This is a genomic window from Fundicoccus sp. Sow4_F4 (assembly GCF_052116145.1).
GTDB lineage: Bacteria > Bacillota > Bacilli > Lactobacillales > Aerococcaceae > Fundicoccus.
In genome coordinates this window covers 38,099-62,891 of the sequence record NZ_JBQKLQ010000010.1, presented here as the reverse complement: position 1 = coordinate 62,891, position 24,793 = coordinate 38,099, and the positions used below count along the sequence as shown (strand labels likewise).

At 38.2% G+C, this 24,793-nt stretch carries 35 protein-coding genes, 2 tRNA genes and 1 pseudogene; all 38 read left to right on the top strand.

Going from position 1 to position 24,793, the window contains the following annotated elements; translation table 11 throughout:
• Window positions 1-33: 33 nt before the first annotated feature.
• The 38 genes and pseudogenes from ACTQ5J_RS12620 to rpmJ all read left to right on the top strand — a co-directional run bounded on the left by ACTQ5J_RS12620 (window position 34) and on the right by rpmJ (window position 24,791).
• Window positions 34-106: transfer RNA gene (locus ACTQ5J_RS12620), tRNA-Asp, on the top strand.
• A gap of 23 nt (window positions 107-129) precedes the next feature.
• A tRNA-Gly gene (locus ACTQ5J_RS12615) sits at window positions 130-200 on the top strand.
• 420 nt (window positions 201-620) lie between these two features.
• A complete protein-coding gene (locus ACTQ5J_RS12610) occupies window positions 621-2,252 on the top strand; it encodes a peptide ABC transporter substrate-binding protein (protein ID WP_441753473.1) in 1,632 nt (543 codons plus the stop codon).
• A gap of 198 nt (window positions 2,253-2,450) precedes the next feature.
• A complete protein-coding gene (locus ACTQ5J_RS12605; protein ID WP_441753471.1) occupies window positions 2,451-3,383 on the top strand; it encodes an ABC transporter permease in 933 nt (310 codons plus the stop codon).
• 1 nt (window position 3,384) lies between these two features.
• A complete protein-coding gene (locus tag ACTQ5J_RS12600; RefSeq protein ID WP_441753469.1) occupies window positions 3,385-4,446 on the top strand; it encodes an ABC transporter permease in 1,062 nt (353 codons plus the stop codon).
• A 2-nt stretch (window positions 4,447-4,448) separates the two neighbouring features.
• Window positions 4,449-5,531: an ABC transporter ATP-binding protein gene (locus ACTQ5J_RS12595; RefSeq protein ID WP_441753467.1), complete on the top strand. Its 1,083-nt coding sequence runs from the start codon at window positions 4,449-4,451 to the stop codon at window positions 5,529-5,531.
• Window positions 5,518-6,471 (top strand): ABC transporter ATP-binding protein, encoded by a 954-nt coding sequence (locus tag ACTQ5J_RS12590; protein WP_441753465.1) that lies wholly within the window; start codon window positions 5,518-5,520, stop codon window positions 6,469-6,471. Before ACTQ5J_RS12595 ends, ACTQ5J_RS12590 begins: the two co-directional genes overlap by 14 nt.
• 464 nt (window positions 6,472-6,935) lie before the next feature.
• Window positions 6,936-8,117 (top strand): ABC transporter substrate-binding protein, encoded by a 1,182-nt coding sequence (locus ACTQ5J_RS12585; protein WP_441753463.1) that lies wholly within the window; start codon window positions 6,936-6,938, stop codon window positions 8,115-8,117.
• 208 nt (window positions 8,118-8,325) lie between these two features.
• Window positions 8,326-9,072, top strand: a complete 747-nt coding sequence (locus tag ACTQ5J_RS12580) for an amino acid ABC transporter ATP-binding protein (protein WP_441753461.1) — start codon at window positions 8,326-8,328, stop codon at window positions 9,070-9,072.
• 22 nt (window positions 9,073-9,094) lie between these two features.
• Complete coding sequence (locus tag ACTQ5J_RS12575) at window positions 9,095-9,964, top strand: transporter substrate-binding domain-containing protein (protein WP_441753459.1); 870 nt, start codon at window positions 9,095-9,097, stop codon at window positions 9,962-9,964.
• Window positions 9,965-10,104: 140 nt separating this feature from the next.
• Window positions 10,105-10,794: an amino acid ABC transporter permease gene (locus ACTQ5J_RS12570; protein WP_441753457.1), complete on the top strand. Its 690-nt coding sequence runs from the start codon at window positions 10,105-10,107 to the stop codon at window positions 10,792-10,794.
• A 2-nt stretch (window positions 10,795-10,796) separates the two neighbouring features.
• Window positions 10,797-11,498, top strand: a complete 702-nt coding sequence (locus ACTQ5J_RS12565) for an amino acid ABC transporter permease (RefSeq protein ID WP_441753455.1) — start codon at window positions 10,797-10,799, stop codon at window positions 11,496-11,498.
• Between the two features lie 60 nt (window positions 11,499-11,558).
• Window positions 11,559-12,560: pseudogene (locus ACTQ5J_RS12560) on the top strand (uroporphyrinogen decarboxylase family protein).
• 667 nt (window positions 12,561-13,227) lie between these two features.
• Entirely contained in the window at window positions 13,228-13,536 is a 309-nt protein-coding gene (gene rpsJ / locus ACTQ5J_RS12555) for a 30S ribosomal protein S10 (protein WP_441753454.1), read from the top strand.
• A 23-nt stretch (window positions 13,537-13,559) separates the two neighbouring features.
• Window positions 13,560-14,195, top strand: a complete 636-nt coding sequence (gene rplC, locus ACTQ5J_RS12550) for a 50S ribosomal protein L3 (RefSeq protein ID WP_441753452.1) — start codon at window positions 13,560-13,562, stop codon at window positions 14,193-14,195.
• Between the two features lie 26 nt (window positions 14,196-14,221).
• On the top strand, window positions 14,222-14,845 hold the full coding sequence (rplD, locus tag ACTQ5J_RS12545; protein ID WP_441753451.1) for a 50S ribosomal protein L4: 624 nt from the start codon (window positions 14,222-14,224) through the stop codon (window positions 14,843-14,845).
• A complete protein-coding gene (gene rplW / locus ACTQ5J_RS12540) occupies window positions 14,845-15,138 on the top strand; it encodes a 50S ribosomal protein L23 (protein WP_441753449.1) in 294 nt (97 codons plus the stop codon). Before rplD ends, rplW begins: the two co-directional genes overlap by 1 nt.
• A 33-nt stretch (window positions 15,139-15,171) precedes the next feature.
• Window positions 15,172-16,002, top strand: coding sequence for a 50S ribosomal protein L2 (gene rplB, locus ACTQ5J_RS12535; protein ID WP_441753448.1), 831 nt, complete (start codon window positions 15,172-15,174; stop codon window positions 16,000-16,002).
• 37 nt (window positions 16,003-16,039) lie between these two features.
• Window positions 16,040-16,321: a 30S ribosomal protein S19 gene (rpsS, locus tag ACTQ5J_RS12530; RefSeq protein ID WP_441753447.1), complete on the top strand. Its 282-nt coding sequence runs from the start codon at window positions 16,040-16,042 to the stop codon at window positions 16,319-16,321.
• A gap of 18 nt (window positions 16,322-16,339) precedes the next feature.
• Window positions 16,340-16,696, top strand: a complete 357-nt coding sequence (gene rplV, locus ACTQ5J_RS12525; RefSeq protein WP_441753445.1) for a 50S ribosomal protein L22 — start codon at window positions 16,340-16,342, stop codon at window positions 16,694-16,696.
• Between the two features lie 3 nt (window positions 16,697-16,699).
• Window positions 16,700-17,356: a 30S ribosomal protein S3 gene (gene rpsC / locus ACTQ5J_RS12520; protein ID WP_441753443.1), complete on the top strand. Its 657-nt coding sequence runs from the start codon at window positions 16,700-16,702 to the stop codon at window positions 17,354-17,356.
• 3 nt (window positions 17,357-17,359) lie between these two features.
• Window positions 17,360-17,794, top strand: a complete 435-nt coding sequence (gene rplP, locus ACTQ5J_RS12515; protein ID WP_441753442.1) for a 50S ribosomal protein L16 — start codon at window positions 17,360-17,362, stop codon at window positions 17,792-17,794.
• Entirely contained in the window at window positions 17,784-17,978 is a 195-nt protein-coding gene (rpmC, locus tag ACTQ5J_RS12510) for a 50S ribosomal protein L29 (protein WP_441753440.1), read from the top strand. Before rplP ends, rpmC begins: the two co-directional genes overlap by 11 nt.
• Window positions 17,979-18,001: 23 nt before the next feature.
• A complete protein-coding gene (gene rpsQ, locus ACTQ5J_RS12505; protein ID WP_441753438.1) occupies window positions 18,002-18,265 on the top strand; it encodes a 30S ribosomal protein S17 in 264 nt (87 codons plus the stop codon).
• Between the two features lie 33 nt (window positions 18,266-18,298).
• Window positions 18,299-18,667, top strand: a complete 369-nt coding sequence (gene rplN / locus ACTQ5J_RS12500) for a 50S ribosomal protein L14 (protein ID WP_441753436.1) — start codon at window positions 18,299-18,301, stop codon at window positions 18,665-18,667.
• Window positions 18,668-18,692: 25 nt separating this feature from the next.
• The gene (rplX, locus tag ACTQ5J_RS12495; RefSeq protein ID WP_441753434.1) at window positions 18,693-18,998 is read left to right on the top strand and encodes a 50S ribosomal protein L24; all 306 of its coding nucleotides are present in this window, start codon (window positions 18,693-18,695) and stop codon (window positions 18,996-18,998) included.
• A 24-nt stretch (window positions 18,999-19,022) separates the two neighbouring features.
• The gene (rplE, locus tag ACTQ5J_RS12490; RefSeq protein WP_441753433.1) at window positions 19,023-19,565 is read left to right on the top strand and encodes a 50S ribosomal protein L5; all 543 of its coding nucleotides are present in this window, start codon (window positions 19,023-19,025) and stop codon (window positions 19,563-19,565) included.
• 18 nt (window positions 19,566-19,583) lie between these two features.
• Window positions 19,584-19,769: a type Z 30S ribosomal protein S14 gene (locus tag ACTQ5J_RS12485; RefSeq protein ID WP_441753431.1), complete on the top strand. Its 186-nt coding sequence runs from the start codon at window positions 19,584-19,586 to the stop codon at window positions 19,767-19,769.
• Window positions 19,770-19,806: 37 nt separating this feature from the next.
• On the top strand, window positions 19,807-20,205 hold the full coding sequence (gene rpsH / locus ACTQ5J_RS12480) for a 30S ribosomal protein S8 (RefSeq protein WP_441753429.1): 399 nt from the start codon (window positions 19,807-19,809) through the stop codon (window positions 20,203-20,205).
• A 43-nt stretch (window positions 20,206-20,248) separates the two neighbouring features.
• Entirely contained in the window at window positions 20,249-20,785 is a 537-nt protein-coding gene (gene rplF / locus ACTQ5J_RS12475; RefSeq protein WP_441753427.1) for a 50S ribosomal protein L6, read from the top strand.
• A 60-nt stretch (window positions 20,786-20,845) separates the two neighbouring features.
• Window positions 20,846-21,202 carry a 50S ribosomal protein L18 gene (gene rplR, locus ACTQ5J_RS12470; protein ID WP_441753426.1) on the top strand — a complete coding sequence of 119 codons (357 nt, stop codon included), beginning with the start codon at window positions 20,846-20,848 and terminating at the stop codon, window positions 21,200-21,202.
• Window positions 21,203-21,222: 20 nt separating this feature from the next.
• Window positions 21,223-21,726, top strand: coding sequence for a 30S ribosomal protein S5 (gene rpsE, locus ACTQ5J_RS12465; RefSeq protein WP_441753424.1), 504 nt, complete (start codon window positions 21,223-21,225; stop codon window positions 21,724-21,726).
• 13 nt (window positions 21,727-21,739) lie between these two features.
• Window positions 21,740-21,919 (top strand): 50S ribosomal protein L30, encoded by a 180-nt coding sequence (rpmD, locus tag ACTQ5J_RS12460; protein WP_441753422.1) that lies wholly within the window; start codon window positions 21,740-21,742, stop codon window positions 21,917-21,919.
• Window positions 21,920-21,952: 33 nt separating this feature from the next.
• Complete coding sequence (rplO, locus tag ACTQ5J_RS12455; RefSeq protein WP_441753420.1) at window positions 21,953-22,393, top strand: 50S ribosomal protein L15; 441 nt, start codon at window positions 21,953-21,955, stop codon at window positions 22,391-22,393.
• A complete protein-coding gene (secY, locus tag ACTQ5J_RS12450; RefSeq protein WP_441753418.1) occupies window positions 22,393-23,685 on the top strand; it encodes a preprotein translocase subunit SecY in 1,293 nt (430 codons plus the stop codon). Before rplO ends, secY begins: the two co-directional genes overlap by 1 nt.
• A 29-nt stretch (window positions 23,686-23,714) precedes the next feature.
• On the top strand, window positions 23,715-24,365 hold the full coding sequence (locus ACTQ5J_RS12445; RefSeq protein WP_441753417.1) for an adenylate kinase: 651 nt from the start codon (window positions 23,715-23,717) through the stop codon (window positions 24,363-24,365).
• Between the two features lie 60 nt (window positions 24,366-24,425).
• Complete coding sequence (infA, locus tag ACTQ5J_RS12440; protein WP_153831127.1) at window positions 24,426-24,644, top strand: translation initiation factor IF-1; 219 nt, start codon at window positions 24,426-24,428, stop codon at window positions 24,642-24,644.
• 33 nt (window positions 24,645-24,677) lie between these two features.
• On the top strand, window positions 24,678-24,791 hold the full coding sequence (gene rpmJ, locus ACTQ5J_RS12435; protein ID WP_153831128.1) for a 50S ribosomal protein L36: 114 nt from the start codon (window positions 24,678-24,680) through the stop codon (window positions 24,789-24,791).
• Window positions 24,792-24,793 lie beyond the last annotated feature (2 nt).

Here is a 24,793-nt window from a genome sequence, read left to right as displayed (position 1 = left end):
AAGGTCGTAGGTTCGAGTCCTACCTCCGCAATTGGTCCGGTGGTGTAGGGGTTAACATGCTTGCCTGTCACGCAGGAGATCGCGGGTTCAAATCCCGTCCGGACCGTTTTTTACTAAGCTAGACATCATGCGGGTGTAGTTTAGTGGTAAAACTACAGCCTTCCAAGCTGTTGTCGTGAGTTCGATTCTCATCACCCGCTTAATGGACTCACATCGGTGGGTCTTTTTTTATGCTATTTTATAACTTTTTTGTCAGATAAACTTGATAAAAATTTCCTAAGAGGGTAAACAGCACAAAGTTGTTTACCCTCTTTTGTTATGCACAGTTGTTGTGTATAAGTCATAATTTTCTCAATGTATGTAACAGTGTGCATTCAATAAATTTACTTATGTGTTTTTAATAATCAAATTATGATTGTATGTCCTTGTAATATCTATCTTTCCAGCAGATATATCTAAGAATCACAGGGTTAAATGTATTAGGTACTCATTTTACCCTAACTATATCGGGTTTTTTTAATTTAATTCTAATAAAACTATTGACTCTAGGAGTTGGCTTATCTATAATTAGTATTATTCTGCCTGTAAAATATTAAAGGCATTCCTGAGGAGGAAAACGAATGGTATCTAATGGTAAAAAAGTTGTACAAATGTTTGTGGCGTTAGCTCTTTTTCTTTCGATTCTAGCATCAGCAACAAATGTTAGTGCACAAGATGAAAATGTACTGCGTGTTCAAACGGAAGTAGAAATTGCGACACTTGATCCAAATATTGCGACTGATGGTACGTCAATGGAAGCAATTGCCGCATTACAAGAAGGTTTGATGACTCGTAATCAAGAGGGTGAGTTTGTAGAAGCTGCAGCTGAAAGTTATGAAGTAAGTGAAGATGGAACAGTTTATACCTTTAAACTTCGTGAAGACGCTGTTTGGTCAAATGGTACGGCGGTTACTGCGCATGACTTTGTCTTTGGTTGGCAACGTTTAGCAGATCCTGCGACTGCTGCGGAGTATTCATTTATTTTAGATACGGCTGGTGTTAAAAATGCTGCGAAGGTTACTGCTGGTGAGGTTGATAAGTCAGAATTAGGTGTGGTAGCGGTTGATGATTACACATTAGAAGTGACTTTAGAGATTGCGACGCCCTATTTTCTCAGCTTAATGGCTTTCTCTCCACTATTCCCAATCAACGAAGCGTTTTATGAATCAACGGATGGTCAATTTGCGACTTCTCCGGAAACAATTATTTCAAACGGTGCCTTTGTATTAACAGGTTACACACCTGCTGGTGCAACGACTGACTTAACAAAGAATCCTGATTACTATGATGTAGACAGTGTGTCATTAGATGGCTTACGTTTCCAAGTAATTAAAGATTCTCAACAAGCTGTATTAGCTTATCAAACGGATCAATTAGATGTAACGAATATATCAGGTGAGCAAGTAACGTTATTCTCTGCTGATCCAGAGTTTCGTTCAGTGGAACAAGGGTATATGTGGTTTATTTCACCTAATCAATTAAACGAAAACATTGCGAATACTGATTTACGTTTAGCAATTGGTAAAGCATATGACCGTGAGGTAATTTCGAATAATGTCTTGAAAGATGGTTCATTACCAGCTGCTTACTTTATTCCACAATTATTAGCGGATGGTCCAGATGGTACGGACTATCGTGATGTTGCTGGTCGTGACTTAATGTCTTCAAATGCTGAAGAAGCACAAGCTCACTTAGAAGCTGCGAAAGAAGCGTTAGGAACAGATAGCTTTACGCTAAGCTTATTGATTGAAGATACAGAAGCATCAATTAACGTTGCTCAATCATTAGAAGCGCAGATTGAAGCAACATTACCTGGTGTGGATATTCAAATCGAACAAACGCCTAAGAAAAACCGTTTAGATCGTATGCGTGAAGGAGACTTTGATTTAGGCTTAACACGTTGGGGACCAGATTATGCAGATCCAACGACTTATTTACAATTGTTGATTACTGATAGTAGTTATAACGATGCTCGTTACTCTAATGAACAGTTCGATGCTGATTATGCAGCTATTCAAACAGGTGATTTGGTGTTAGATCCAGAAGCACGTTTTGCTAAAATGATTGAAATGGAAAAATTAGCATTGTCTGAAGGTGCTGTTTTACCAGTTTACCAAGCGGCATCTGCTGTATTGGTTAAGGCAAATGCTGATCAAATTGGTTTCTACACTACTGGTACACCACGTATTTTCAAATACGCTGTTAAACAATAAGGTACTCTCAAACGCGATATAAGTAATAGAAGTCAGAACGTTTTCTAAACATATTATCACATTATGTGTAGAGATTGACTGTTTAATTTTTAAGCAGTCAATGTCACACAGCTGGATAATTGCTGGAAAGTGCTTCTGACTTTAGTTGTTTATAGTTTTTTGAAAGGCCGAAGTAAAATCTAGAGAGGATTTATTTCTATGAGCAAGTATTTAATTCGACGAGTACTCATTTCAATAGCGACTTTATTATTGATTGTCTTCATTTTATTCATGTTGTTACAATTCATGCCAGGTTCGCCATTTAATGATGAAAGAATCACTCCTCAGCAAAGAGAGTTAATGAACATTCGTTACGGCTTAGATAAGCCAGTGTTAGTTCAATTTTTCAACTATGTGAAGAATATGTTATCTGGTGATTTAGGTGTATCGTATTCAATTTCCCGAGATGTTCCAGTAACAACTCTATTAAAGAGTCGTTTACCGATTTCTTTTGAGTTAGGTTTTTGGGCAGTTATTGTAGGGACTTTTTCCGGACTTGTTTTCGGGACGGTGGCTGCATTCAAACAGAATTCCCTTTGGGACACGTTAGCCACGTTATTATCGGTTATCGGTGTGAGTGTTCCTTCCTATGTATTTGCCTTAGGCTTATCGTATTACTTTGGCTTCCAATGGCGTGTGTTTCCCATTCTCTTCAATGTCAATGACAAAGCAATGAGTATGGTATTACCAGTTATCGCCTTAAGTCTCTTTACAATGGCGTCGATTGCGCGTTTCACTCGAACTGAGATGATTGAAGTGCTACAGTCCGACTACATTCAGTTAGCTGAAAGTAAAGGGGTAACAGGCAGTCGTCTGTTAGTTAAACATGTTTTACGTAATGCGAGTATTCCCATTCTAACTGTTTTAGCCCCTTTAATTGTTGGTTTAATGACTGGTTCAATGGTTGTAGAGCAAATATTCTCCATCCCAGGTTTAGGACAATTGCTTGTTCAAGCGATTCAGTCGAATGATTTTAATATCGTAATGGGAATTTCATTTATTTATTCAGCGCTATTTATTTTTGTCATGTTAATTGTAGATATTCTATACGGATTGTTAGATCCACGAATTCGTGTGTCAGGAGGAGAGTAGTATGACAGAATCTAAACAAGTAATCACTAATAAGCAGTATGACTTTCTTCCAAGTGACTTTGAGTTAGCCGATAAAGGGAAAGACGTTAATGAACAGGAGATTTATGTTCGTGAGTCTTCATTTAAACAATTTTTAACGAAGTTTTCTAAAAACAAAGGCTCTGTTTTTGGCTTATTCTTTATTATCATTATCATCTTTTTTGCTTTATTTGGTCCTTATATGAATTCCTTTGGATCTAACGAGCAAATTATCGGTAATGAAAGTATGGCACCACGCGTTCCTTTCTTAGAAAATTTTGGCCTCTTAGATGGAACGCAAACTTTAAAAGCCTCAACGGGTTCAATTGAAGTCAATAAATATGAGACCAATGCCAATGCGAGTGATGTCTATTACTGGTTTGGTAGTGATGTGTTAGGACGTGATATCTTCACCAGAACGTGGGAAGGAACACGTATTTCACTTTATATTGCCTTAGTAGCCGTTATTGTGGATGTGTTCATTGGAATGACCTATGGTTTAATATCAGGCTATTTCGGTGGTAAAGTGGATATGGTTATGCAAAGAATTCTTGAAGTTTTGAATGGAATTCCAAGTCTAGTCATCGTGACATTATTAATTGTTGTACTTCGACCAGGAATTTTAAGTATTACAATTGCGATTGCCTTAACGGGTTGGATAGGGATGTCTAGAGTTGCACGGGCTCAAATATTAAAATTAAAAGACCGTGAATTCGTTCTAGCGGCTCGCACATTAGGTGCTAAACCTAGTACGATTATTTTTAAAGAGATTTTACCGAACATTTTTGCTCAACTAATCATCATGTCGATGTTTAGCGTGCCGAACGCTATTTTTACGGAATCTTTCCTAGCTTTCATTGGTTTAGGAGTTCCAATGCCAGATGCGTCCTTAGGTTCGTTAATTAGTGATTCATTTAAATCATTTTTAAATGCACCTTTCATGATTATTCCGCCGGTACTTGTATTATCTCTGACAATGCTTAGCTTTAACTTATTAGCAGATGGCTTAAGAGATGCACTTGATCCAACGATGAAGGAGGTATAAAAATGGGACGTACAAAAATCTTAGAAATGCGTGACTTAAACGTTTCGTTTAGAACCTCTCAAGGTTCGATTGAAGCTATTCGTGGTGTTAATCTGGACTTATATAAGGCTGAAACTTTAGCAATCGTTGGTGAATCTGGTTCAGGAAAATCAGTAACTGTCAAAACCATTATGGGAATACTTGCTAACAATCAGCGAATCAATTCAGGCGTAATAGACTATAAGTATGAACAAAACGGTCAAATGACGTCAGTTGATTTATTGAAAATTTCGAAGAAGGAGATGCGTCGAACGTTTAATGGTAAACGCATCGCCATGGTTTTCCAAGATCCGATGACCTCTTTAAATCCCACGATGACGATTGGCGCACAAATAATGGAAGGAATGTTCATCCATTATAAAACAGGTAAAAAAGAAGCGCGTCAAAAGGCTCTGAGCTTATTAGAGTTAGTTGGAATCACGAATGGTGAGGAACGTATTGACCAGTACCCACATCAATTATCCGGTGGTATGCGTCAACGCGTGGTAATCGCGATAGCTTTAGCCTGTGACCCGGAAATTCTAATCTGTGATGAGCCTACAACAGCCCTTGATGTGACAATTCAAGCAAAAATACTTGAATTAATCAAAGCAATTCAAGAAAAAACAGGTATAGCGGTTATTTATATTACGCATGATTTAGGGGTGGTGTCGAAAGTAGCTGACTATGTCAATGTGATGTATGCAGGGCGTATCGTTGAAAGAGGAACAGTAGATGATATCTTCTATAACCCTAAACATCCATACACATGGGGCTTATTATCAGCAATGCCTGATGTCAACACGACATCGGACAAACTTTATGCGATACCTGGTAACCCACCAAATTTAGCCCATCACAAGCAAGGAGATCCGTTCTATGTAAGGAATGTCTATGCATTGAATATCGATAAACGATTGGATCCGCCGGTGTTCCAGGTGTCAGATACTCACTATGTAGCGAGCTGGTTGATGCATGAGAATGCACCAGTAATTGATATGCCCTCTGAATTAAAAGGAAGAATCAATCGAATGAAATTGGAGGCGAACCAATATGACGGCTTATAATCAACCATTATTAGAGGTGAAAAATTTAAAACAGCATTTTAGGGTGAACAAACACTTTACCGTCAAAGCCGTCGATGGAGTTAGTTTCCATATCAATCCAGGAGAAACATATGGTTTGGTGGGAGAGTCAGGCTCAGGTAAGTCCACAATCGGGCGGTCATTGATCCGTCTATATAACCCAACTTCTGGTTCAGTCTTGTTTGATAATAAAGAGATGGCGGGGAAATTAGATAAAGACCGTGAAAAATTACTACGTACAAAAATGCAGATGATTTTTCAGGATCCGATGGCAAGTTTAAATCCACGTAAGAAAATTATTGATATTATTACTCAAGGCTTAGAAATTCAAACTATCTATAATTCTCAATCAGAGCGTGAAGCGCGCGGTCTAGAGATATTGGAACGTGTGGGGCTATCAAGGGAATTTGCGAACCGTTATCCTCATCAATTCTCTGGTGGACAACGCCAAAGGGTTGGGATTGCTAGAGCTTTAATTATGAATCCACAATTAATCATAGCGGATGAATCAATTAGTGCCTTAGATGTTTCAATTCAAGCTCAAATTGTTAATTTGATGAAAGATATTCAACAAGAGACTAAATTATCTTATTTATTTATTGCGCATGATTTATCAATGGTGAAATATATTTCTGATCGCATTGGTGTCTTGCATCAAGGTCATTTATTAGAGACCGGTACAACGGATGAAATTTTTAACAATCCTATTCATCCTTATACAAGGTCGCTCTTATCTGCGATTCCACATCCGAATCCTCGTTTGGAAAAACATCGGATTGCTCTACATTATGATTATGCCGGTAGTGGGTTAAACTATGGACAAGGAGTGGAACATATGTTAAGCGACACTCATTCAGTATGGTTGGAGCCAGCGAAAAAGGACAAGATAATGCAGGAAGCAAAAAATAATCAATTGAATTAGAATTAAAAAAAGAGCTGTTAAGGAATCGATTCCTTAGCAGTTTTTTTAGTCAATTGGGAAGAAGCTAATAGCTTCTTCTAGTATCTCCCGTTGGTTTGAATGCTCTTACTTTCGGATAAGAAGCGATTGATGCTTGTCTGCTGCGCTGTCTTTTATTAAAATATGTGTAAATGCTTGTAATTAATATTTAGATGAGTTATATTAGTTTTAGATTAGAAAACATTAAAATTAGTTAAGGAAGTATACCTATGCAAACATTATGCGCACAACAGAATATTATTATTATTATTAATATAAGGGCTATGTATTTATAGAGAAAATTCTATAAAATATACAGTCCTATTCGTGCATCATGATGAATGGGACTTTCTTATAAGCCACCCATTCGATGATTGAATGGGTGGCTTTTTCTATTTTAAACAATCTGATCTAAACAATAAAAACAAATACAGGAGGAACACAGCATGAACTTTAGAAAATTCGGAATTAAGTTATTTACGGGACTAGCGTTATTAACAGGGGTTGCACCAGCCATTACAGCTAGCGCACAAGAGGATAAAGAACCGATTTTAGTCGGTGCGAACTATGAACTATCGGGTTACTCTGCTTCATATGGTGTCGCATTATTTGAAGCCTTACAGTTAGCGGTTGAACAGGTCAATGAACAAGGTGGTTTATTAGATGGACGTCCAGTAGAGTTAGTTTATGCTGATAACCAATCTGATAAAACCGAAACAGCATCGGTTGCGACAAAACTGATTGAAGATAATGTCGTAGCAATTGTTGGACCAGGTGCAACGGACGTCGCGATGGTACAGAGTCAAATCATTGAAGAAGCGGGTGTACCTACTTTGATTCCTGCAGCTACTGCTGACCATTTAACAACGAATGCCGATGGGGAAGTTTATAATTACTTATTCCGTTTAGCCTTCACTTATACTTATCAAGCGAACGCAGCCGCTCGTTTTGCTCAAGATCACTTCGGTGCAACTAAAGCAGTCGTTCTGGTTGACCAAGCCAATGACTATTCAGTTGGTCAAGCTGGTCCGTTTGTGGCTGAATTCGAACGTTTAGGTGGAGAGATTGTCCGAGAAGAGTCTTATACAGGTGGAGAAACGGACTTTATGGGAATTCTAACGACTTTGATGGCGGAAGATTTTGATGTGATTTACTTACCGGCCTTTTATACAGAGGGTGGTTTAATTACGAAACAAGCTCGTGAAATGGGGATTACACAACCAATCTTGAGTGGACACGGTTTTGCAAGTGATACATTAGTGGAGTTAGCAGGTCCTGAGAACGCAACAGATTTATATTATACGTCTCACTTCCACACAGGTTCAGAAGATCCAAAGGTAAAAGAGTTTATTGCTGCTTATGAAGAAAAATTTGGTAAAACACCCGATACATTTGGCGCATTGGGATATGACGCAGCTAACCTTTTATTCCAAGCAATTGAAGATGCTGGATCAACTGACCGTGAGGCTGTTCGTGACGCTATTGAAAATGTCGAACAGTTCGAAGGAATTACCGGTGCCTTCTCATTTGATGATTTCCATAACGCTGTGAAGACGGCACCAATGCTTCATATGGAAAACGGGGAAATCGTAGAAGTGTTTGAAGTGGATGGTTCGACGAAAGAGTAATAAATAATATGCTTGTGAGAGTCAGACATTAAATAACTCACTACACCAGGGAATCATCATTAGTTGATGGTTTACCTGGTGTTTTTTTATTTGTCATAAAAAGTTAGTTAAAAACGGTTTTAGTTTAGCTGTAGAAAAATGATTATTGGAATAAGGCGTTTGTTAAGGCGCTTTGTTTGTATTGAATACTAATGTAAGGAGGTAAAAAATGTTAAAAGTTGAAGGAATCGAGAAAACGTTTGGGCAAAACAAAGTTTTGAAAGGAATTGATCTAACGGTCAATCAAGGTGATGTTGTGGCACTCATTGGCCCAAGTGGGACAGGCAAGACAACTTTGTTACGGACCATTAATATTTTAGAACGTGCCGATAAAGGTCATATTATCGTAGATGGGGTAAGCGTGGATTGTCAAAGCGCTACGCAGAATGAGATTATCCAATTACGTCGCAAGACAGCGATGGTATTCCAAAATTATAACCTTTTCCATAATAAAACGATATTAGAGAATGTTATGGAAGGTCTAACGATTGTTCAAGGTAAATCTAAAGCGGAAGCAGAAGCAATTGCCAAGGAACAGATTGAGATGGTTGGCATGAGTGATAAATTAGATGCTTACCCGATGCAATTATCTGGTGGACAGCAACAAAGGATTGGAATTGCGCGTGCTATGGCACTTAATCCTGATGAGATGTTATTAGATGAGCCGACTTCTTCACTTGATCCGGAACGCTCGGCTGAGATTTTAAAAGCTCTACAAACAGTCGCGAAAACGGGCATGACGATGGTTATCGCCACGCATGAAATGAATTTTGCGAAATATGTGTCGAATCACGTTGTCTTTATGGAAGCTGGTCATATCGTTGAACAAGGAACACCGGAACAGATTTTTACCAATCCAAAGGAAGAGCGAACACGTAGGTTTGTTCAGGAGTTAGAAAATCCATTTGCGGATTAATTAATTATAAAGGGAGATTTTTATGAAATACTTAAAATATTTAGCTTTAGCGCTTGTGTCTTTAATTTTAGTGGCATGTGGTGACGGCAATACACCAACAGAAGAAGCAAACGCTTCAGTAGAGGAAACGACGGAAGCGGTTGAAACGACGACAGAAGACGATGTAACTGAAGTAACTGTAGCGGTTGAAAATGCATCAAACCCACTTAGTTTCACGAATGACGCTGGTGAGTTAACAGGTTACGAAGTGGATGTCATTAATGCTATAAATGATGTCATCGAAGGTTATCATTTAAATATTGAGTCAGTAAGTGCTGAAGCAACGCAAGTTGGTTTAGACACTGGGAAATATGCCTTTATTGGAGGCGGCCTTTTTAAAAACGCTGAGCGCGAAGAATTATACTTATTCCCTGAAGAACATACAGGTGTGAGTACGATTGAGATTTTCAAACGTGCGGACGATGATAGTATTCAAACATTGGATGACTTAGTGGGTAAAGTGGTTCATCCAGTCACACCAAACGGTGGAATTTTTAATCTATTGACAGCTTATAATGAAGAAAATGCAGAAGCACCGATTGATTTACAATTAGGTGAAAGTGGAAACTTCGCTCAACGATTCCAAGCGTTAAATGATGAGGTGTCGGATGCAGTTGTTATGCCGTCTAACTTAGGCGCGTCAGATATTATTGAAGAGTTATCTCTGAACGTTAATACAGCTGACGAACCAGTTCAAGTGAACCCAACTTATTTCGTATTGGCGAATGATCAAACAGACTTGAAAGAAAAATTAGATGCTGCGATTCAACAGTTAAAAGAAGAGGGTGTCTTGGATGAATTATCTGAAAAATGGTACAACGAAAACATGTTTGATTACGAATTGTCAGAGTAATCCTTACTAAACTACTAAAAATCAAAAATCATGTATCACAATGTGAAGGTGTTGCCGGTGCCGCTCTATGTACTTGCAACACCTTTTCGATATAGAAGAATTTAATACTATATAACTAACAGTCCTTTGGAGGTGAAGAGATGGATTTTGGATTTATACTTGAAACATTACCGACACTAATTAAAACCTTGCCTTTAACGCTGTATATATTTTTTATATCAGCATTTTTGGGCTTTTTACTAGCGGTTCTTGTGGCGGCAATTCGAATTGTCAAAGTGCCAGTCCTCCATCAATTATTTGCAGTATATGCTTCCTTTGTGCGGAGCACGCCGGGTATTATCCATATTTTTGTGGTGTATTATGGTTTACCGGTTTTATTAAGTAACTTTGGCATTAACATTAATAATATAGACCGTATGGTCTTTTCCGTTATTGCGCTTGTTTTATATAACGGAGCTTTTGTTTCGGAAATTTTACGACCTAGCTATTTAGCCGTCTCTAAGCAACAACATGAGGCTGGAACAAGTGTGGGAATGACACGTTGGCAAACGCACCGTCGGATTATCTTTCCCCAAGTTTTACCGATTGCCCTACCCAGTTTGAGTAACGCCTTGATCGATTTGCTTAAAGATACTTCTTTATTATTCCTTATCGGTTTAATCGATATCATGGGACAAGCCAATATCATCATTGCGAATACTTACCGAGTTTATCAACTAGAAGTCTATGTGGCCATCGCTATTATCTTTTGGATTTTATCGAGCGTTCTTGTGTATGCCTTACAACTACTCGAACGTTACTATAATCGTTATAACCGACAGGAGGGCTAGGCATGAACTTCGATATACAAATTATGATCGACACAATATGGATTGTCTTTCAAGCAGTACCAAGAACCTTCCTCCTAGCTGGAATTATCTTATTCTTCGGAATTATCTTAGGAGCAGTGTTAGCTCAAGTTAAAATCAAACAAATTCCAATGGTGACGACAATCGTTACTATCTTCGTATCTTACATGCGTGGTGTACCCTTAATCGTGCATCTGTATGTCATGATGAATTTATTGCCAGAAGCCGGAGTGTCCTTATTATCGATTTTTGGTGTCACGCTGAAAGTACACGAATTCCCTTCGTTAATTATCGTTTTGATAACCTACTCTTTATTAGAAGCGGCAGTTGAATCAGAAAATATTCGAGGCGCATTTCAATCAATCGATCCTAAGCAAATTGAAGCGGGTCAATCAATTGGAATGACGAGACGGCAAAACTTAACTAGAATCATTATTCCTCAAGCCTTAAGTGTCGCCATTCCTTTATTCTTAAATGCTTTCTTGAAGAACATTAAAGGTTTATCACTGGCGTTTACTGTCGGGGTAGTGGATATCTTAGCGCAGGCGCGCTTTGCAGCTGCTCTAAGCTATCGTTTCCTAGAATCCTATATAGCAGCTGCCCTTGTATACTGGATCATCTGTGGCGTCTTACAAGTGATATTCAATCGAGTGGAAGATAAACTTAAATTTGGTGAAGTTAGATAGAACCAATTGTCATAAGCGACAATAAGTAGAGTAAGCTAATACTAAAGGAGTGTGACTTGAATGAATAAAAATGAAAAAATGAAGCAAGCAATTAATGGACAAAAACAACAAAACATCCCGTTTTATTTTTGGACACACTTGCCTGACATTGACCGTCAACCAAAGAAGCTAGCCGAAGCGAGCTTCCAATTATATAAAGACTATGACCTGGATTTCATAAAAACAATGAATAACGGTATGTATGCAGTAGAAGACTACGGTACAGAAATTGATTTTTCCCAAGTAGCTAAAGGCGGGGTAGCCCAAGTAATAGATACGCCTATCAAAGAAAATCAAGACTGGACTAAACTAGCAAAGTTAGAAGTAGCCACTGCTACTGCCTTACAAAGAGAATTAACACACTTAAATCATTTACTTCAATTAGTAGACGGACAAGCACCTGTTATCATGACCGTCTTTGGTCCTTTAACGACAGCAGATAAATTAGCACAAGGTCGTCTAGTAGAACTACTCGAACAAGATGATGCGACTCAGTTGCATCAAGCCTTAGAACATATTGCTGAAACAACAGCAGAATTAGCTAAACAAGCGATCGAACTTGGAGCAGCTGGTGTCTACTTTGCTAGTCAAATGAGCTCATAAGAGAAGTTAACAGCTAAGCAGTATGAAACTTATGGTGTACCTTATGATTTACAAGTACTTGAAGGTGCAGCGAACGGCTGGTTCAATGCCATTCATATTCACGGTAATGACATTATGTTTGACTTAGTCAAAGATTATCCTGTTCAAGTATTTAACTGGCACATTTGGGAAAATTTACCAGAAATCAAAGAAGGTTTGGATTATACAAATAAATGTGTGATGGGTGGTATTGCCCGAATGGATATTACACATAATCGATTAAATGAGCTGCGCTCACAAATTTATCGCTCAATTCTCAGCACTCAAGGCCGAGGCTTGATTCTAACACCAGGTTGTGGGATTCGTCATCCTTTTGCAGAATCAACCATTCGTTTTATCCAACAAGTGAAAACAGAAACAGAGAACTTGCTAAGCAACTAATACTTTCAAAAAGAGTCCTTATTGATCAGTTAAGGATTCTTTTTTTGTGACTTTGCATATGTAAAACGTATTCATAAAATATTTACGAAAATCCATTGACATCGGGCTTTGAACGTTATAACATTACACAGCAAGCAACACACAAGGTGATAGCCAAATCGCTTGTAACGCTTCAACAACAAGGGTAAACAACTTCAATCCGTCAATGTTTCACTGTCAAGCACACTCTCGTGATGATCATAAGCAAACGATAGGTTATTTTAAAGACATCTGTATTTTTTTCATCTTAAGAATCTTACTAAAAAACATTCAAGTGTAACTCAAGCCTATATAATAGTAGATAAAATTTAAAAACATAGAAAACACTCGGTAACACTGAGTTTCTAAGCGATTTCTGATTGGATATTAAAGTCATAAAAAACCTTTAAAGAAAATTATGATTATTTCTTTAAAAAGCCTTGCATTATCATGTTATATTCTATATAATAATCGTTGTGTCTGTAGAAGGTTTTTTTAAATCGAAACAAACGCAAACCTTGGAAACAAGGGGAAGACAGCGGTGAAGCGAGAGGTTGCGACACGCTAGGACGAGTTGCCACGGGCTAGTGAAGTTGGAGATTCTTGTGGAGCAAGTCATTTTTAAAATTGACGAAGGAGGAAATTAATCATGGCAAAACAAAAAATTCGTATTCGCTTAAAAGCATATGAGCATAGAGCTTTAGATGTTTCAGCGAACAAAATCGTTGAATCAGCACAAAGAACGGGAGCTAAAACGGCAGGACCAATTCCATTGCCAACTGACCGCTCTTTATATACAGTTATTCGTGCAACGCACAAATACAAAGATTCACGTGAGCAATTCGAAATGCGCACACACAAACGTGTAATCGACATCTTAGAGCCAACTGCTAAAACAGTAGACGCTTTAATGAAGTTAGATTTACCAAGTGGCGTGGACGTAGAAATTAAATTATAAAATAAAAAAATGGAGGTGTACTCATGACCAAAGGAATCTTAGGAACAAAAGTAGGAATGACTCAATTCTTTACGGAAAACGGTGAATTAATCCCTGTAACAGTAATCCAAGCCCCAGCAAACGTTGTTTTACAAGTTAAAACAAACGAAACTGATGGTTACGAAGCTGTACAAGTTGGTTACCAAGACATGCGTGAAGTATTATCAAACAAACCTGCAAAAGGTCATGTAGCAAAAGCAAATGCTACTCCTAAGCGCTTCATTCGCGAGTTTCGTGATGTTGAGCTAGGGGAATATGAAGTAGGGCAAGAAATCACAGTAGAAACATTCGTGGTTGGTGATGTCGTCGACGTGACGGGTACATCAAAAGGTAAAGGATTCCAAGGTGCTATCAAGCGTCATGGTCAATCACGCGGTCCAGAATCTCACGGTTCTCGTTACCACCGTCGTGTTGGATCAATGGGTATGGCATCGGATCCATCTAAAGTCTTCAAAGGTAAAAAATTACCTGGACAAACAGGTGGCGAACGTGTAACTATCCAAAACCTTGAAGTAGTTTCTGTAGATACAGAAAACAACGTCATCTTAATTAAAGGTAACGTTCCTGGATCTAAAAAATCTTTAGTTGAAGTTAAACAAGCAATTAAAACAGTTAAATAATATATCGAGAAGGGAGGAACGAGAGAATGCCAAAAGTTACTTTATATAAACAAGACGGTTCAACAGCCGGAGAAGTAGAATTAAATGAAGCTGTGTTTGGAATTGAACCAAACGAAAGCGTAATTTTCGATGCTGTCATCATGCAACGTGCTTCATTACGCCAAGGTACACACGCAGTTAAAAACAGAAGTGATGTACGTGGTGGTGGACGTAAGCCATGGAGACAAAAAGGAACTGGTCGTGCACGTCAAGGTTCAACAAGATCACCTCAATGGGTTGGTGGTGGAGTTGTTTTTGGACCAACACCTCGTTCATATAGTTATAAATTACCAAGAAAAGTACGTCGCTTAGCGCTACATTCAGTACTTTCACAGAAAGTTCAAGAGAACAACTTGGTAGTAGTAGATGCATTAAACTTTGATGCACCTAAAACAAAAGAATTCAAAGCTGTGTTGGCTGGCTTAAATGTTTCAGAAAAAACACTTCTAATCTTAGAAGGCGACAACGCTAACACTTACTTATCAGCACGTAACATTCCAAACGTTAAAGTCATTGATGACTACAACGTGAATGTTCTAGATGTAGTAACTTACGACAAAGTAATTATTACAAAAGCTGCACTTTCAACAGTAGAGGAGGCTTTAGCATAATGCAATTATCAGAAGTAATTTTACGTCCAATCATCACTGAACAATCAATGATGCTTATGGATGACAACAAATTCACATTCGAAGTTGACACTCGTGCTAACAAAACACATATCAGACAAGCTGTTGAAGCAATGTTTGACGGTGTAAAAGTAGCTAAAGTTAATACACTTAACGTAGCTGGAAAAGCTAAACGCGTTGGTCGTCATAGCGGCTACACACGTAAATACAAGAAAGCAGTTATTACATTGACTGCAGATTCAAACACTATCGAATTATTCGCTAACGCTGAATAATTACTTGAATAATCGAAACAGGAGGGAAACATAGTGGCGATTAAACATTACAAAGCGACTACTAACGCTCGTCGTAATATGACTGGTTATGACTTTTCAGAGATCACAACTAAAACACCTGAAAAAACATTACTAGAATCACAAAAACAACATGCCGGCCGTAACAGCCAAGGTAAAATCACAGTTCGTCACCACGGTGGTGGTAACAAACGTGCTTACCGTGTGATTGACTTTAAACGTAACAAAGACGGAGTAATCGGAACAATTGCAACAATTGAGTACGATCCAAACCGTACAGCTAACATTGCGTTAGTACATTATGAAGATGGTGTTAAAACTTACATCATTGCACCAAAAGGCTTAAAAGTAGGCCAAAAGATTGAATCAGGATCTCAAGCAGATATCAAAGTTGGTAACGCACTAGCATTGATTGACATTCCAGTAGGTACTGTAATTCACAACATCGAATTGAAACCTGGTAAAGGTGCTCAATTAATTCGTTCAGCTGGTACAAGCGCACAAGTATTAGGTCAAGAAGGTAAATACACTTTAGTACGTCTTAACTCAGGTGAAGTACGTATGATCTTATCAACTTGTCGTGCAACTATTGGTGTTGTAGGAAACGAACAACACGAATTAATTAACATCGGTAAAGCAGGTCGTTCACGTTGGTTATCTAAACGTCCAACTGTTCGTGGATCTGTAATGAACCCTAACGATCACCCACACGGTGGTGGTGAAGGTAAAGCACCTATCGGTCGTCCATCTCCAATGTCACCATGGGGCAAACCAACTCTAGGTCTTAAAACTCGTAACAAGAAGAAAAAATCTAGCAAGTTAATTGTCCGCGGACGCAAAAAATAATTGATTAGATGAACAATTCGAAGGGAGGCTACACACTGTGAGTCGTAGTTTGAAAAAAGGGCCTTTCGTTGACTCTCACTTAATGAAAAAAGTTGAGGAACAACAAGAAAGCGCAAAAAAACAAGTTATTAAAACATGGTCTCGTCGTTCAACAATCTTCCCGAACTTTATTGGGTTAACGATTGCTGTATATGACGGTCGCAAACACGTGCCAGTATACGTACAAGAAGACATGGTAGGACATAAATTAGGTGAGTTCGTACCAACTCGTACATATAGAGGTCACGTTGCCGAAGATAAGAAAACGAAAAGACGCTAGACGAAGGAGGGAATTTAAATGACAGAACAAATTACATCTGCTAAAGCAGTAGCTAAAACAGTTCGTATTGCCCCTCGTAAAGTTCGTTTAGTGGTCGATCTTATCAGAGGTAAGCAAATCGGTGAAGCAATTTCAATTTTGAAATTCACGCCTAACGGCGCAGCACCAGTAGTAGAAAAAGTACTAATGTCAGCAATCGCAAACGCTGAACATAACTATGATTTAGATTTAGAAAACTTATACGTAAGTGAAGTATTTGTGGATGAAGGACCAACGATGAAACGTTTCCGTCCAAGAGCTAAAGGTTCAGCTTCGCAAATCTTAAAACGTACAAGCCACATTACTGTTGTGGTATCAGAAAAAGAGGAGGCTTAATCCATGGGACAAAAAGTACATCCAATAGGTATGCGTGTTGGTATCATTCGCGACTGGGATGCAAAATGGTTTGCAGATAAAAAATATGCAGAATTCCTACACGAAGACTTAAAAATCCGTGAATACCTATACACCAAACTTTCAGATGCCTCTGTTTCAACGATTCAAATCGAACGTGCAGCTAACCGCGTGGTAGTTTCTGTTCACACTGCTAAACCAGGTATGGTTATTGGTAAAGGTGGATCAGAAGTTGATGCAGTTCGTGCTGGGTTAACTAAATTAACAGGCAAGAAAGTACACATTAATATTGTTGAGATTAAAGAACCAAGTTTAGATGCTAAATTAGTTGCATTAGACATTGCTAACCAGTTAGAAAACCGTGTAGCATTCCGTCGTGCACAAAAACAAGCGATCCAACGCGTTATGAAAGCTGGCGCTAAAGGTGTTAAAACAATGGTTTCAGGCCGTTTAAACGGTGCAGATATGGCACGTACTGAGTCATATACTGAAGGAACTGTTCCATTACATACTTTACGTTCAGATATCGACTACGCTTGGGAAGAAGCAGATACAACTTATGGTAAATTAGGAGTTAAAGTTTGGATTTGTCGCGGTGAAATCTTACCAGCGAAAAAAAATTCTACGAAAGGAGGGAACTAATCAATGTTAGTACCTAAACGTGTAAAGCACCGTCGTGAATTCCGTGGTAAAATGCGCGGAGAAGCAAAAGGCGGCAAAAATGTTGACTTTGGAACTTATGGTTTAAGAGCGGTTGAATCTAAATGGATTACAAACCGTCAAATTGAAGCAGCACGTATTGCGATGACTCGTTACATGAAACGTGGTGGGAAAGTATGGATTAAAATCTTCCCTCATAAATCATATACGTCTAAGGCTATCGGAGTTCGTATGGGTAAAGGTAAAGGAGCACCAGAAGGATGGGTATCACCAGTTAAACGTGGTAAGATCTTATTCGAAATCGACGGTGTATCGGAAGAAGTAGCACGTGAAGCATTACGTCTTGCCTCTCACAAATTACCAATCAAAACTAAATTTGTAAAACGCGAAGAATATGGTGGTGAATCGAATGCAAATTAAAGATATTAGAGAACTAACCGCCGCTGAAATGGTTGAGAAAGAAAAAGAATTCAAGCAAGAATTGTTCAACCTTCGATTCCAATTGGCGACGGGACAGTTAGAAAACACTGCCCGTTTACGTCACGTACGTAAATCAATTGCTCGTATCAAAACAGTCTTGCGTGAGCAAGAATTGTCTAAGTAGACTAGCAAAAGGAGGCAAATAGAATGAGTGAACGTAACAAACGTAAAGTTTACCTTGGTCGTGTTGTGTCTGATAAAATGGACAAAACAATTACGGTTCAAGTTGATACTCGTAAAACACACCCTAAATATGGTAAACGTGTAAAATACTCTAAAAAATATAAAGCACATGATGAATTAAATAGTGCAAAAGAAGGCGACATCGTTCGTATTATGGAAACTCGTCCATTATCAGCGACGAAACGCTTCCGCTTATTAGAGATTGTTGAAAAAGCAGTCGTTATCTAATACATTAGTTAATTTCGGAAGGAGGACATCGAAATGATTCAACAAGAAAGTCGATTAAAAGTTGCCGATAACTCAGGAGCACGTGAAGTCTTAACAATTAAGGTTTTAGGCGGATCAGGTCGTAAGACAGCAAATATTGGTGATGTGATTGTTGCAACGGTCAAACAAGCAACACCAGGTGGAGTTGTCAAAAAAGGTGACATTGTTAAAGCAGTAATCGTACGTACAAAATCAGGAGCTCGCCGCAAAGACGGATCTTATATAAAATTTGACGAAAACGCATGTGTTATTATTCGTGATGATAAGAGTCCCCGCGGTACGCGTATCTTTGGACCAGTTGCACGTGAATTACGTGATCACAACTATATGAAGATTGTTTCATTAGCTCCAGAAGTTTTATAATTACACACAAAGGAGGAAACAATTCATGCGTATCAAATCTGGCGATAAAGTTCAACTTATTGCAGGTAAAGATAAAGGGAAAACAGGAACTGTTATCAAAACTTTACCAGCTAAAAACAAAGTAATCGTTGAAGGCTTAAACATTGCAAAAAAACATACTAAACCATCTCAAAGTGCTACTGGTGGAATTGAAGAAATTTCAGCACCGATCCATGTATCTAATGTGAAGTTGGTTGATCCTACATCAGGAGAAGCAACACGCGTTGGTTATCGTTTCGAAGATGGAAAAAAAGTTCGTTTTGCAAAAAAATCAAACGAAACAATTAACTAATCCGTGGAAGGAGGATCCTATTAAATGGAAAACCGTTTAAAAGCTAAATATAAAAATGACGTAACAGCTAAACTAGTTGAACAATTTAACTATACTTCAGTTATGCAAGTACCTCAAGTAGACAAAATTGTTGTAAACATGGGTGTTGGCGATGCGACTACTAATGCTAAAAACTTAGACAAAGCTGTCGATGAACTAACATTATTAACTGGTCAAAAACCAATCATCACTAAAGCTAAAAAATCAATTGCAGGCTTCCGTCTACGTGAAGGTATGCCAATTGGAGCTAAAGTAACATTACGTGGCGAAAGAATGTATGATTTCTTAGATAAATTAATTACTGTTTCATTACCACGTGTTCGTGACTTCCAAGGAATTAGCAATAAATCTTTCGATGGTCGCGGTAACTACACTTTAGGTGTGAAAGAACAATTAATTTTCCCTGAAATCAGCTACGATAATGTAGATAAAGTTCGCGGTATGGACATTGTTATTGTAACTACTGCAAACACAGACGAAGAATCACATGCTTTGTTAAAAGAACTTGGCATGCCATTCAAAAAATAATAAGGAGGCGAATAATTAATGGCTAAAACATCGATGAGAGAAAAAAACAAACGTACACCGAAGTTCAAAGTGCAAGAGTATACACGATGCGAGCGTTGCGGTCGTCCACATTCTGTTTACCGTAAATTCAAACTTTGCCGTATTTGCTTCCGTGAGTTAGCATACAAGGGCCAAATTCCTGGCGTTAGAAAAGCTAGCTGGTAATTTTGACGAATATTAGTAACTAAGGAGGTAAACATAAATGGTAATGACAGATCCAATCGCAGATTTCCTAACACGTATCCGTAACGCAAACAGCGTAGGACACAAAACTGTATCTGCTCCTTCTTCAAACGCGAAAGTAGCGATTGCTGAAATCTTAAAACAAGAAGGTTTCATCAAAAACTACGAGGTAGCTGAAGATAACAAACAAAACGTAATTAAAGTATTCTTAAAATACGGTCGTAACAACGAAAAAGTAATCACTGGTATTAAACGTATTTCTAAACCAGGTTTACGTGTATATGCTAAATCAGAGGATGTACCTAAAGTGTTAAACGGTTTAGGTATAGCAATTATCTCAACATCAACAGGTGTTGTAACTGATAAACAAGCACGTCAACAAAGCGTTGGTGGAGAAGTATTAGCTTACATTTGGTAATCCTACCAAATTATTATAAAATTAAACAAGGAGGTGCAGCCCTGTGAGTCGTATTGGTAAAAAACCTGTAACAATCCCAGCTGGCGTAACCGTAGAAATCGATGGTCATACAGTGACTGTCAAAGGACCAAAGGGCGAATTAACTCGTGAGTTAAACCACAACATCCAAGTTGAAGTTAACGAAAACGAAGTAGTATTCACTCGTCCTAACGAATCTAAACTTAGCCGTTCATTACACGGAACAACTCGTTCTATCGTCAATAACATGGTTATTGGTGTATCTGAAGGCTTCAAAAAAGAATTAGAATTAATCGGTGTTGGTTACCGTGCTCAAAAACAAGGAGAAAAACTTGTATTAAGCGTTGGTCTATCTCATCCGGTCGAATTCGAAGGTTCAGAAGGTGTTTCTGTTGAAGTACCTGCTAACACAAAAATCATTGTTGAAGGTTTCAACAAAGAAAAAGTTGGCGAATTAGCTGCTAATATCCGTGCGGTACGTCCACCAGAGCCTTATAAAGGTAAAGGTATTCGTTACGTTGACGAATTAGTACGTCGTAAAGAAGGTAAGACAGGTAAATAATTTACCTGATCGTATCTCCTATATATATACATTAAAAATTAAGATAAAGAGGTGACAATTGTGATTACTAAACCAGATAAAAACAAATTACGTCAAAAAAGACATAATCGTGTAAGAAACAAAATCTCTGGTACTGCTGAGTGCCCACGCTTGAACGTATTCCGTTCGAATACTAACATCTACGCTCAATTAATTGATGACGTAGCGGGTGTGACGCTTGCAAGTGCCTCTAGTAATGATTCAGCAATTGAAAAAGGAACTAAAGTTGAGCAATCAACTGCAGTTGGAAAATTAATCGCTGAACGTGCTATAGCTAATGGATACAAGAAAGTTGTATTTGACCGTGGTGGATATTTATTCCACGGACGTGTTAAAGCTTTAGCTGACGGAGCTCGTGAAAACGGCTTAGAATTTTAAGAAAAGGAGGACACCTATTCATGGTATTTATCAATCCAGATAATCTAGGAGAAATCGAAGAGCGTGTAGTTGCGATCAACCGTGTTACTAAAGTAGTAAAGGGTGGACGTCGTTTACGTTTCTCTGCTTTAGTCGTAGTTGGTGACAAAAATGGTCACGTTGGTTTTGGTACAGGTAAAGCACAAGAAGTACCAGAAGCAATTCGTAAAGCTGTAGAATCTGCTAAGAAAAACTTAATCGCTGTACCAATGTCAGGTACTACAATTCCACATGAAACTATCGGAGAATTCTGTGGTGGACGTGTGTTATTAAAACCAGCTACTGCCGGTTCGGGAGTTGCTGCAGGTGGTCCAGTTCGTGCCGTTATGGAATTAGCGGGCGTTGCTGATATAACAAGTAAATCATTAGGGTCAAATACCCCAATCAACATGATTCGTGCAACTGTTAAAGGTTTAGAACAATTAAAAGTTGTCGAAGAAGTTGCTGCACTACGTGGCAAAACTGTTGAAGAACTATTAGGATAAGGAGGACTGTACAATGGCAAACTTAGAAATCACTTTAAAGCGTAGCTTGATTGGACGTCCTCAAAACCAAGTCGATACAGCTAAAGCATTAGGCTTAACTAAATTGCATAAAGCAGTTGTTAAACCTGATAACGAAGCGATTCGTGGTATGGTTCAAACAATCAGTCACTTAGTAGAAGTAAAAGAAGCGTAATTACTGTAGACTAGTATAAGGAGGTGCCAATTAATGAAACTTCATACATTAAAACCAGCAGAAGGATCTAGACAAGAACGTAACCGTGTAGGTCGTGGTCAAGGTTCTGGTAACGGGAAAACAGCTGGACGTGGATCAAAAGGACAAAAACAACGTTCAGGTGGTGGAGTGCGTTTAGGATTCGAAGGTGGACAAACAGCATTGTTCAGACGTATTCCAAAACGTGGATTCAACAATGTTAACCGTAAAGACTATGCTGTTGTTAACTTAGAAACTTTAAACCGTTTTGAAGATGGTACAACAGTAAACCCAGCTCTATTAATCGAAGCTGGAATCGTAAAAAATGAATTATCAGGTATTAAAATTTTAGGTGAGGGACAACTGGAACGAAAATTAACTGTACAAGCAGCTAAATTCTCCAAAGCAGCAGAAGAAGCAATTACTGCAGCTGGTGGATCAATCGAGGTGATTTAATGTTTTCATTTTTGAAGAATGCCTTCACCATTAAGGATATACGTCAAAGAATATTGTTTACATTATTTATTCTTGCAGTCTTTCGGCTTGGGTCTCATATTCCAGTTCCTGGTGTGAATGCAGCAGAAATACAGTCGCTTACCGATGGTGGTTTGGCTGGACTATTGAATACTTTCGGCGGTGGGGCGTTACAAAGATACTCTATTTTTGCGATGGGTGTCTCGCCTTACATTACGGCTTCAATTATCATTCAATTGTTACAGATGGATATTATTCCTAAGTTGACCGAATGGGCAAAACAAGGTGAGGTAGGTCGTCGTAAGTTAAATCAAACGACTACTTACACAGCTATTGTCTTAGGATTTGTACAATCGGTGGGAATTTCAGTCGGATTTAACCAATTATCAGGTTTAGGCTTAGTGAGAAACCCAAGCGTGGCAACTTATCTTACAATTGCCTTAGTATTAACAGCTGGAACAATGTTCTTAATTTGGTTAGGTGAGCAAATCACTCGTAACGGAATTGGAAATGGTGTTTCAATGTTAATTTTCGCAGGGATTGTTGCAGAAGTTCCAAAAGAAATTTACAGTTATGTTTCTACAAGCATTGTGAATGCAGGCGATCAATTAGGAATGAACATTCTAATTTTATTAGCAGTGATCTTAGTAATTGTTGTGCTGATTGTAATTGTTGTTTTAATGGAAAGAGCACAAAGACGTATTCCGATTCATCACTCGAAAAAAGTATCTGGCGCAAGCCATACTGCTCATTTACCTTTAAAAATTAATTCCGCTGGGGTTATTCCTGTAATTTTTGCATCGTCATTTATTACAACACCTGAAACTATTCTTGGATTTATGGATACAGATCCAAATAGTACTTGGATGCAATTTATTGTAAATTTATTTAGTCTTCAACACCCACTTGGTGCTATTTTCTATACAATTTTAATTATTGCTTTTGCATATTTCTATGCTCTAGTACAAGTCAATCCAGAGAAAGTTGCTGAAAACCTTCAGAAACAAAGCGCTTATATACCAAGCGTGAGACCTGGACATGATACAGAATTGTATATTACAAATCTTATCAATCGGTTAAGTGGTGTTGGTGCATTTTACTTAACGTTTATCGCGGTAATGCCAATTGCAATTGGTTTTATATGGAACGTACCAATGCAAATATCACTTAGTGGTACAAGTTTATTAATCGTTGTTGGAGTAGCAATTGAAACAGCTAAACAAATTGAAGGTCGAATGGTAAAACGTCGTTACCAAGGATTTCTTCAAGAATAAAACGTATTAAAAAACGAAGGAAGATAAAGATGAATATATTATTAATGGGATTGCCGGGTGCAGGTAAAGGTACTCAAAGTGAACAAATTACTAGAGATTATGATATCGTTCATATTTCAACTGGTGATATTTTCAGACAAGCAATCAAAGATGAAACACCTCTTGGATTAGAAGCTAAATCATTCACAGACCGTGGTGATCTAGTTCCAGATGACGTAACTAATGGTTTAGTTCGCGAAAGATTAGCACAGGCTGATGTTAAAGCGACAGGCTTCATGTTAGACGGGTATCCTCGTACTAAAGTGCAAGCTGAAGCATTAGAAGAAAACTTGAATACTTTAGATACTCAAATCGATGCAGTTATTCTAATTGATGTTGATCCTGATGTCTTAAAAGCTCGTTTAAGTGGACGTATCATTTGTAGAGAGTGTGGCGCGACTTATCATAAAATTTACAATCCTCCTACCGAGGATGGTGTTTGCGATAACTGCGGGTCACATGATTTCTATCAAAGAGAAGACGATAAACCTGAAAGAGTAGCACATCGAATTAATCTTCAAATGGAATCAATTCGACCTATACTTGATTATTACAACCAACGCGGTCTATTACACAAAATCAATGGTGAACAATCAATTGAGGAAGTTTACCGTGAGATTCGTACAATATTAGAGAAATAGATTTATTTCGTCACTTGTTTTGTATATCAGTAAAAAGATTGTTAAAAGGAGGAAGTAATAATGGCTAAAGATGATGTTATCGAAGTAGAAGGTACAGTCATTGAAACTTTACCAAATGCAATGTTTAAGGTTGAATTAGAAAACGGGCATGAAATTTTAGCTCACGTTTCAGGTAAGATTAGAATGAACTACATTCGTATTCTACCAGGTGATAAGGTAACAATTGAATTGTCTCCTTATGATTTATCGCGTGGACGAATTACATACCGCTTTAAATAAGACCATCCGCCAAGTAGTTAAGGAGGGACATAGTTGAAAGTTAGAGCATCAGTAAAACCAATTTGTGAGAAATGTAAAATTATTCGCCGTAACGGACGAGTAATGGTCATTTGTGAAAACCCGAAACATAAACAACGTCAAGGTTAATA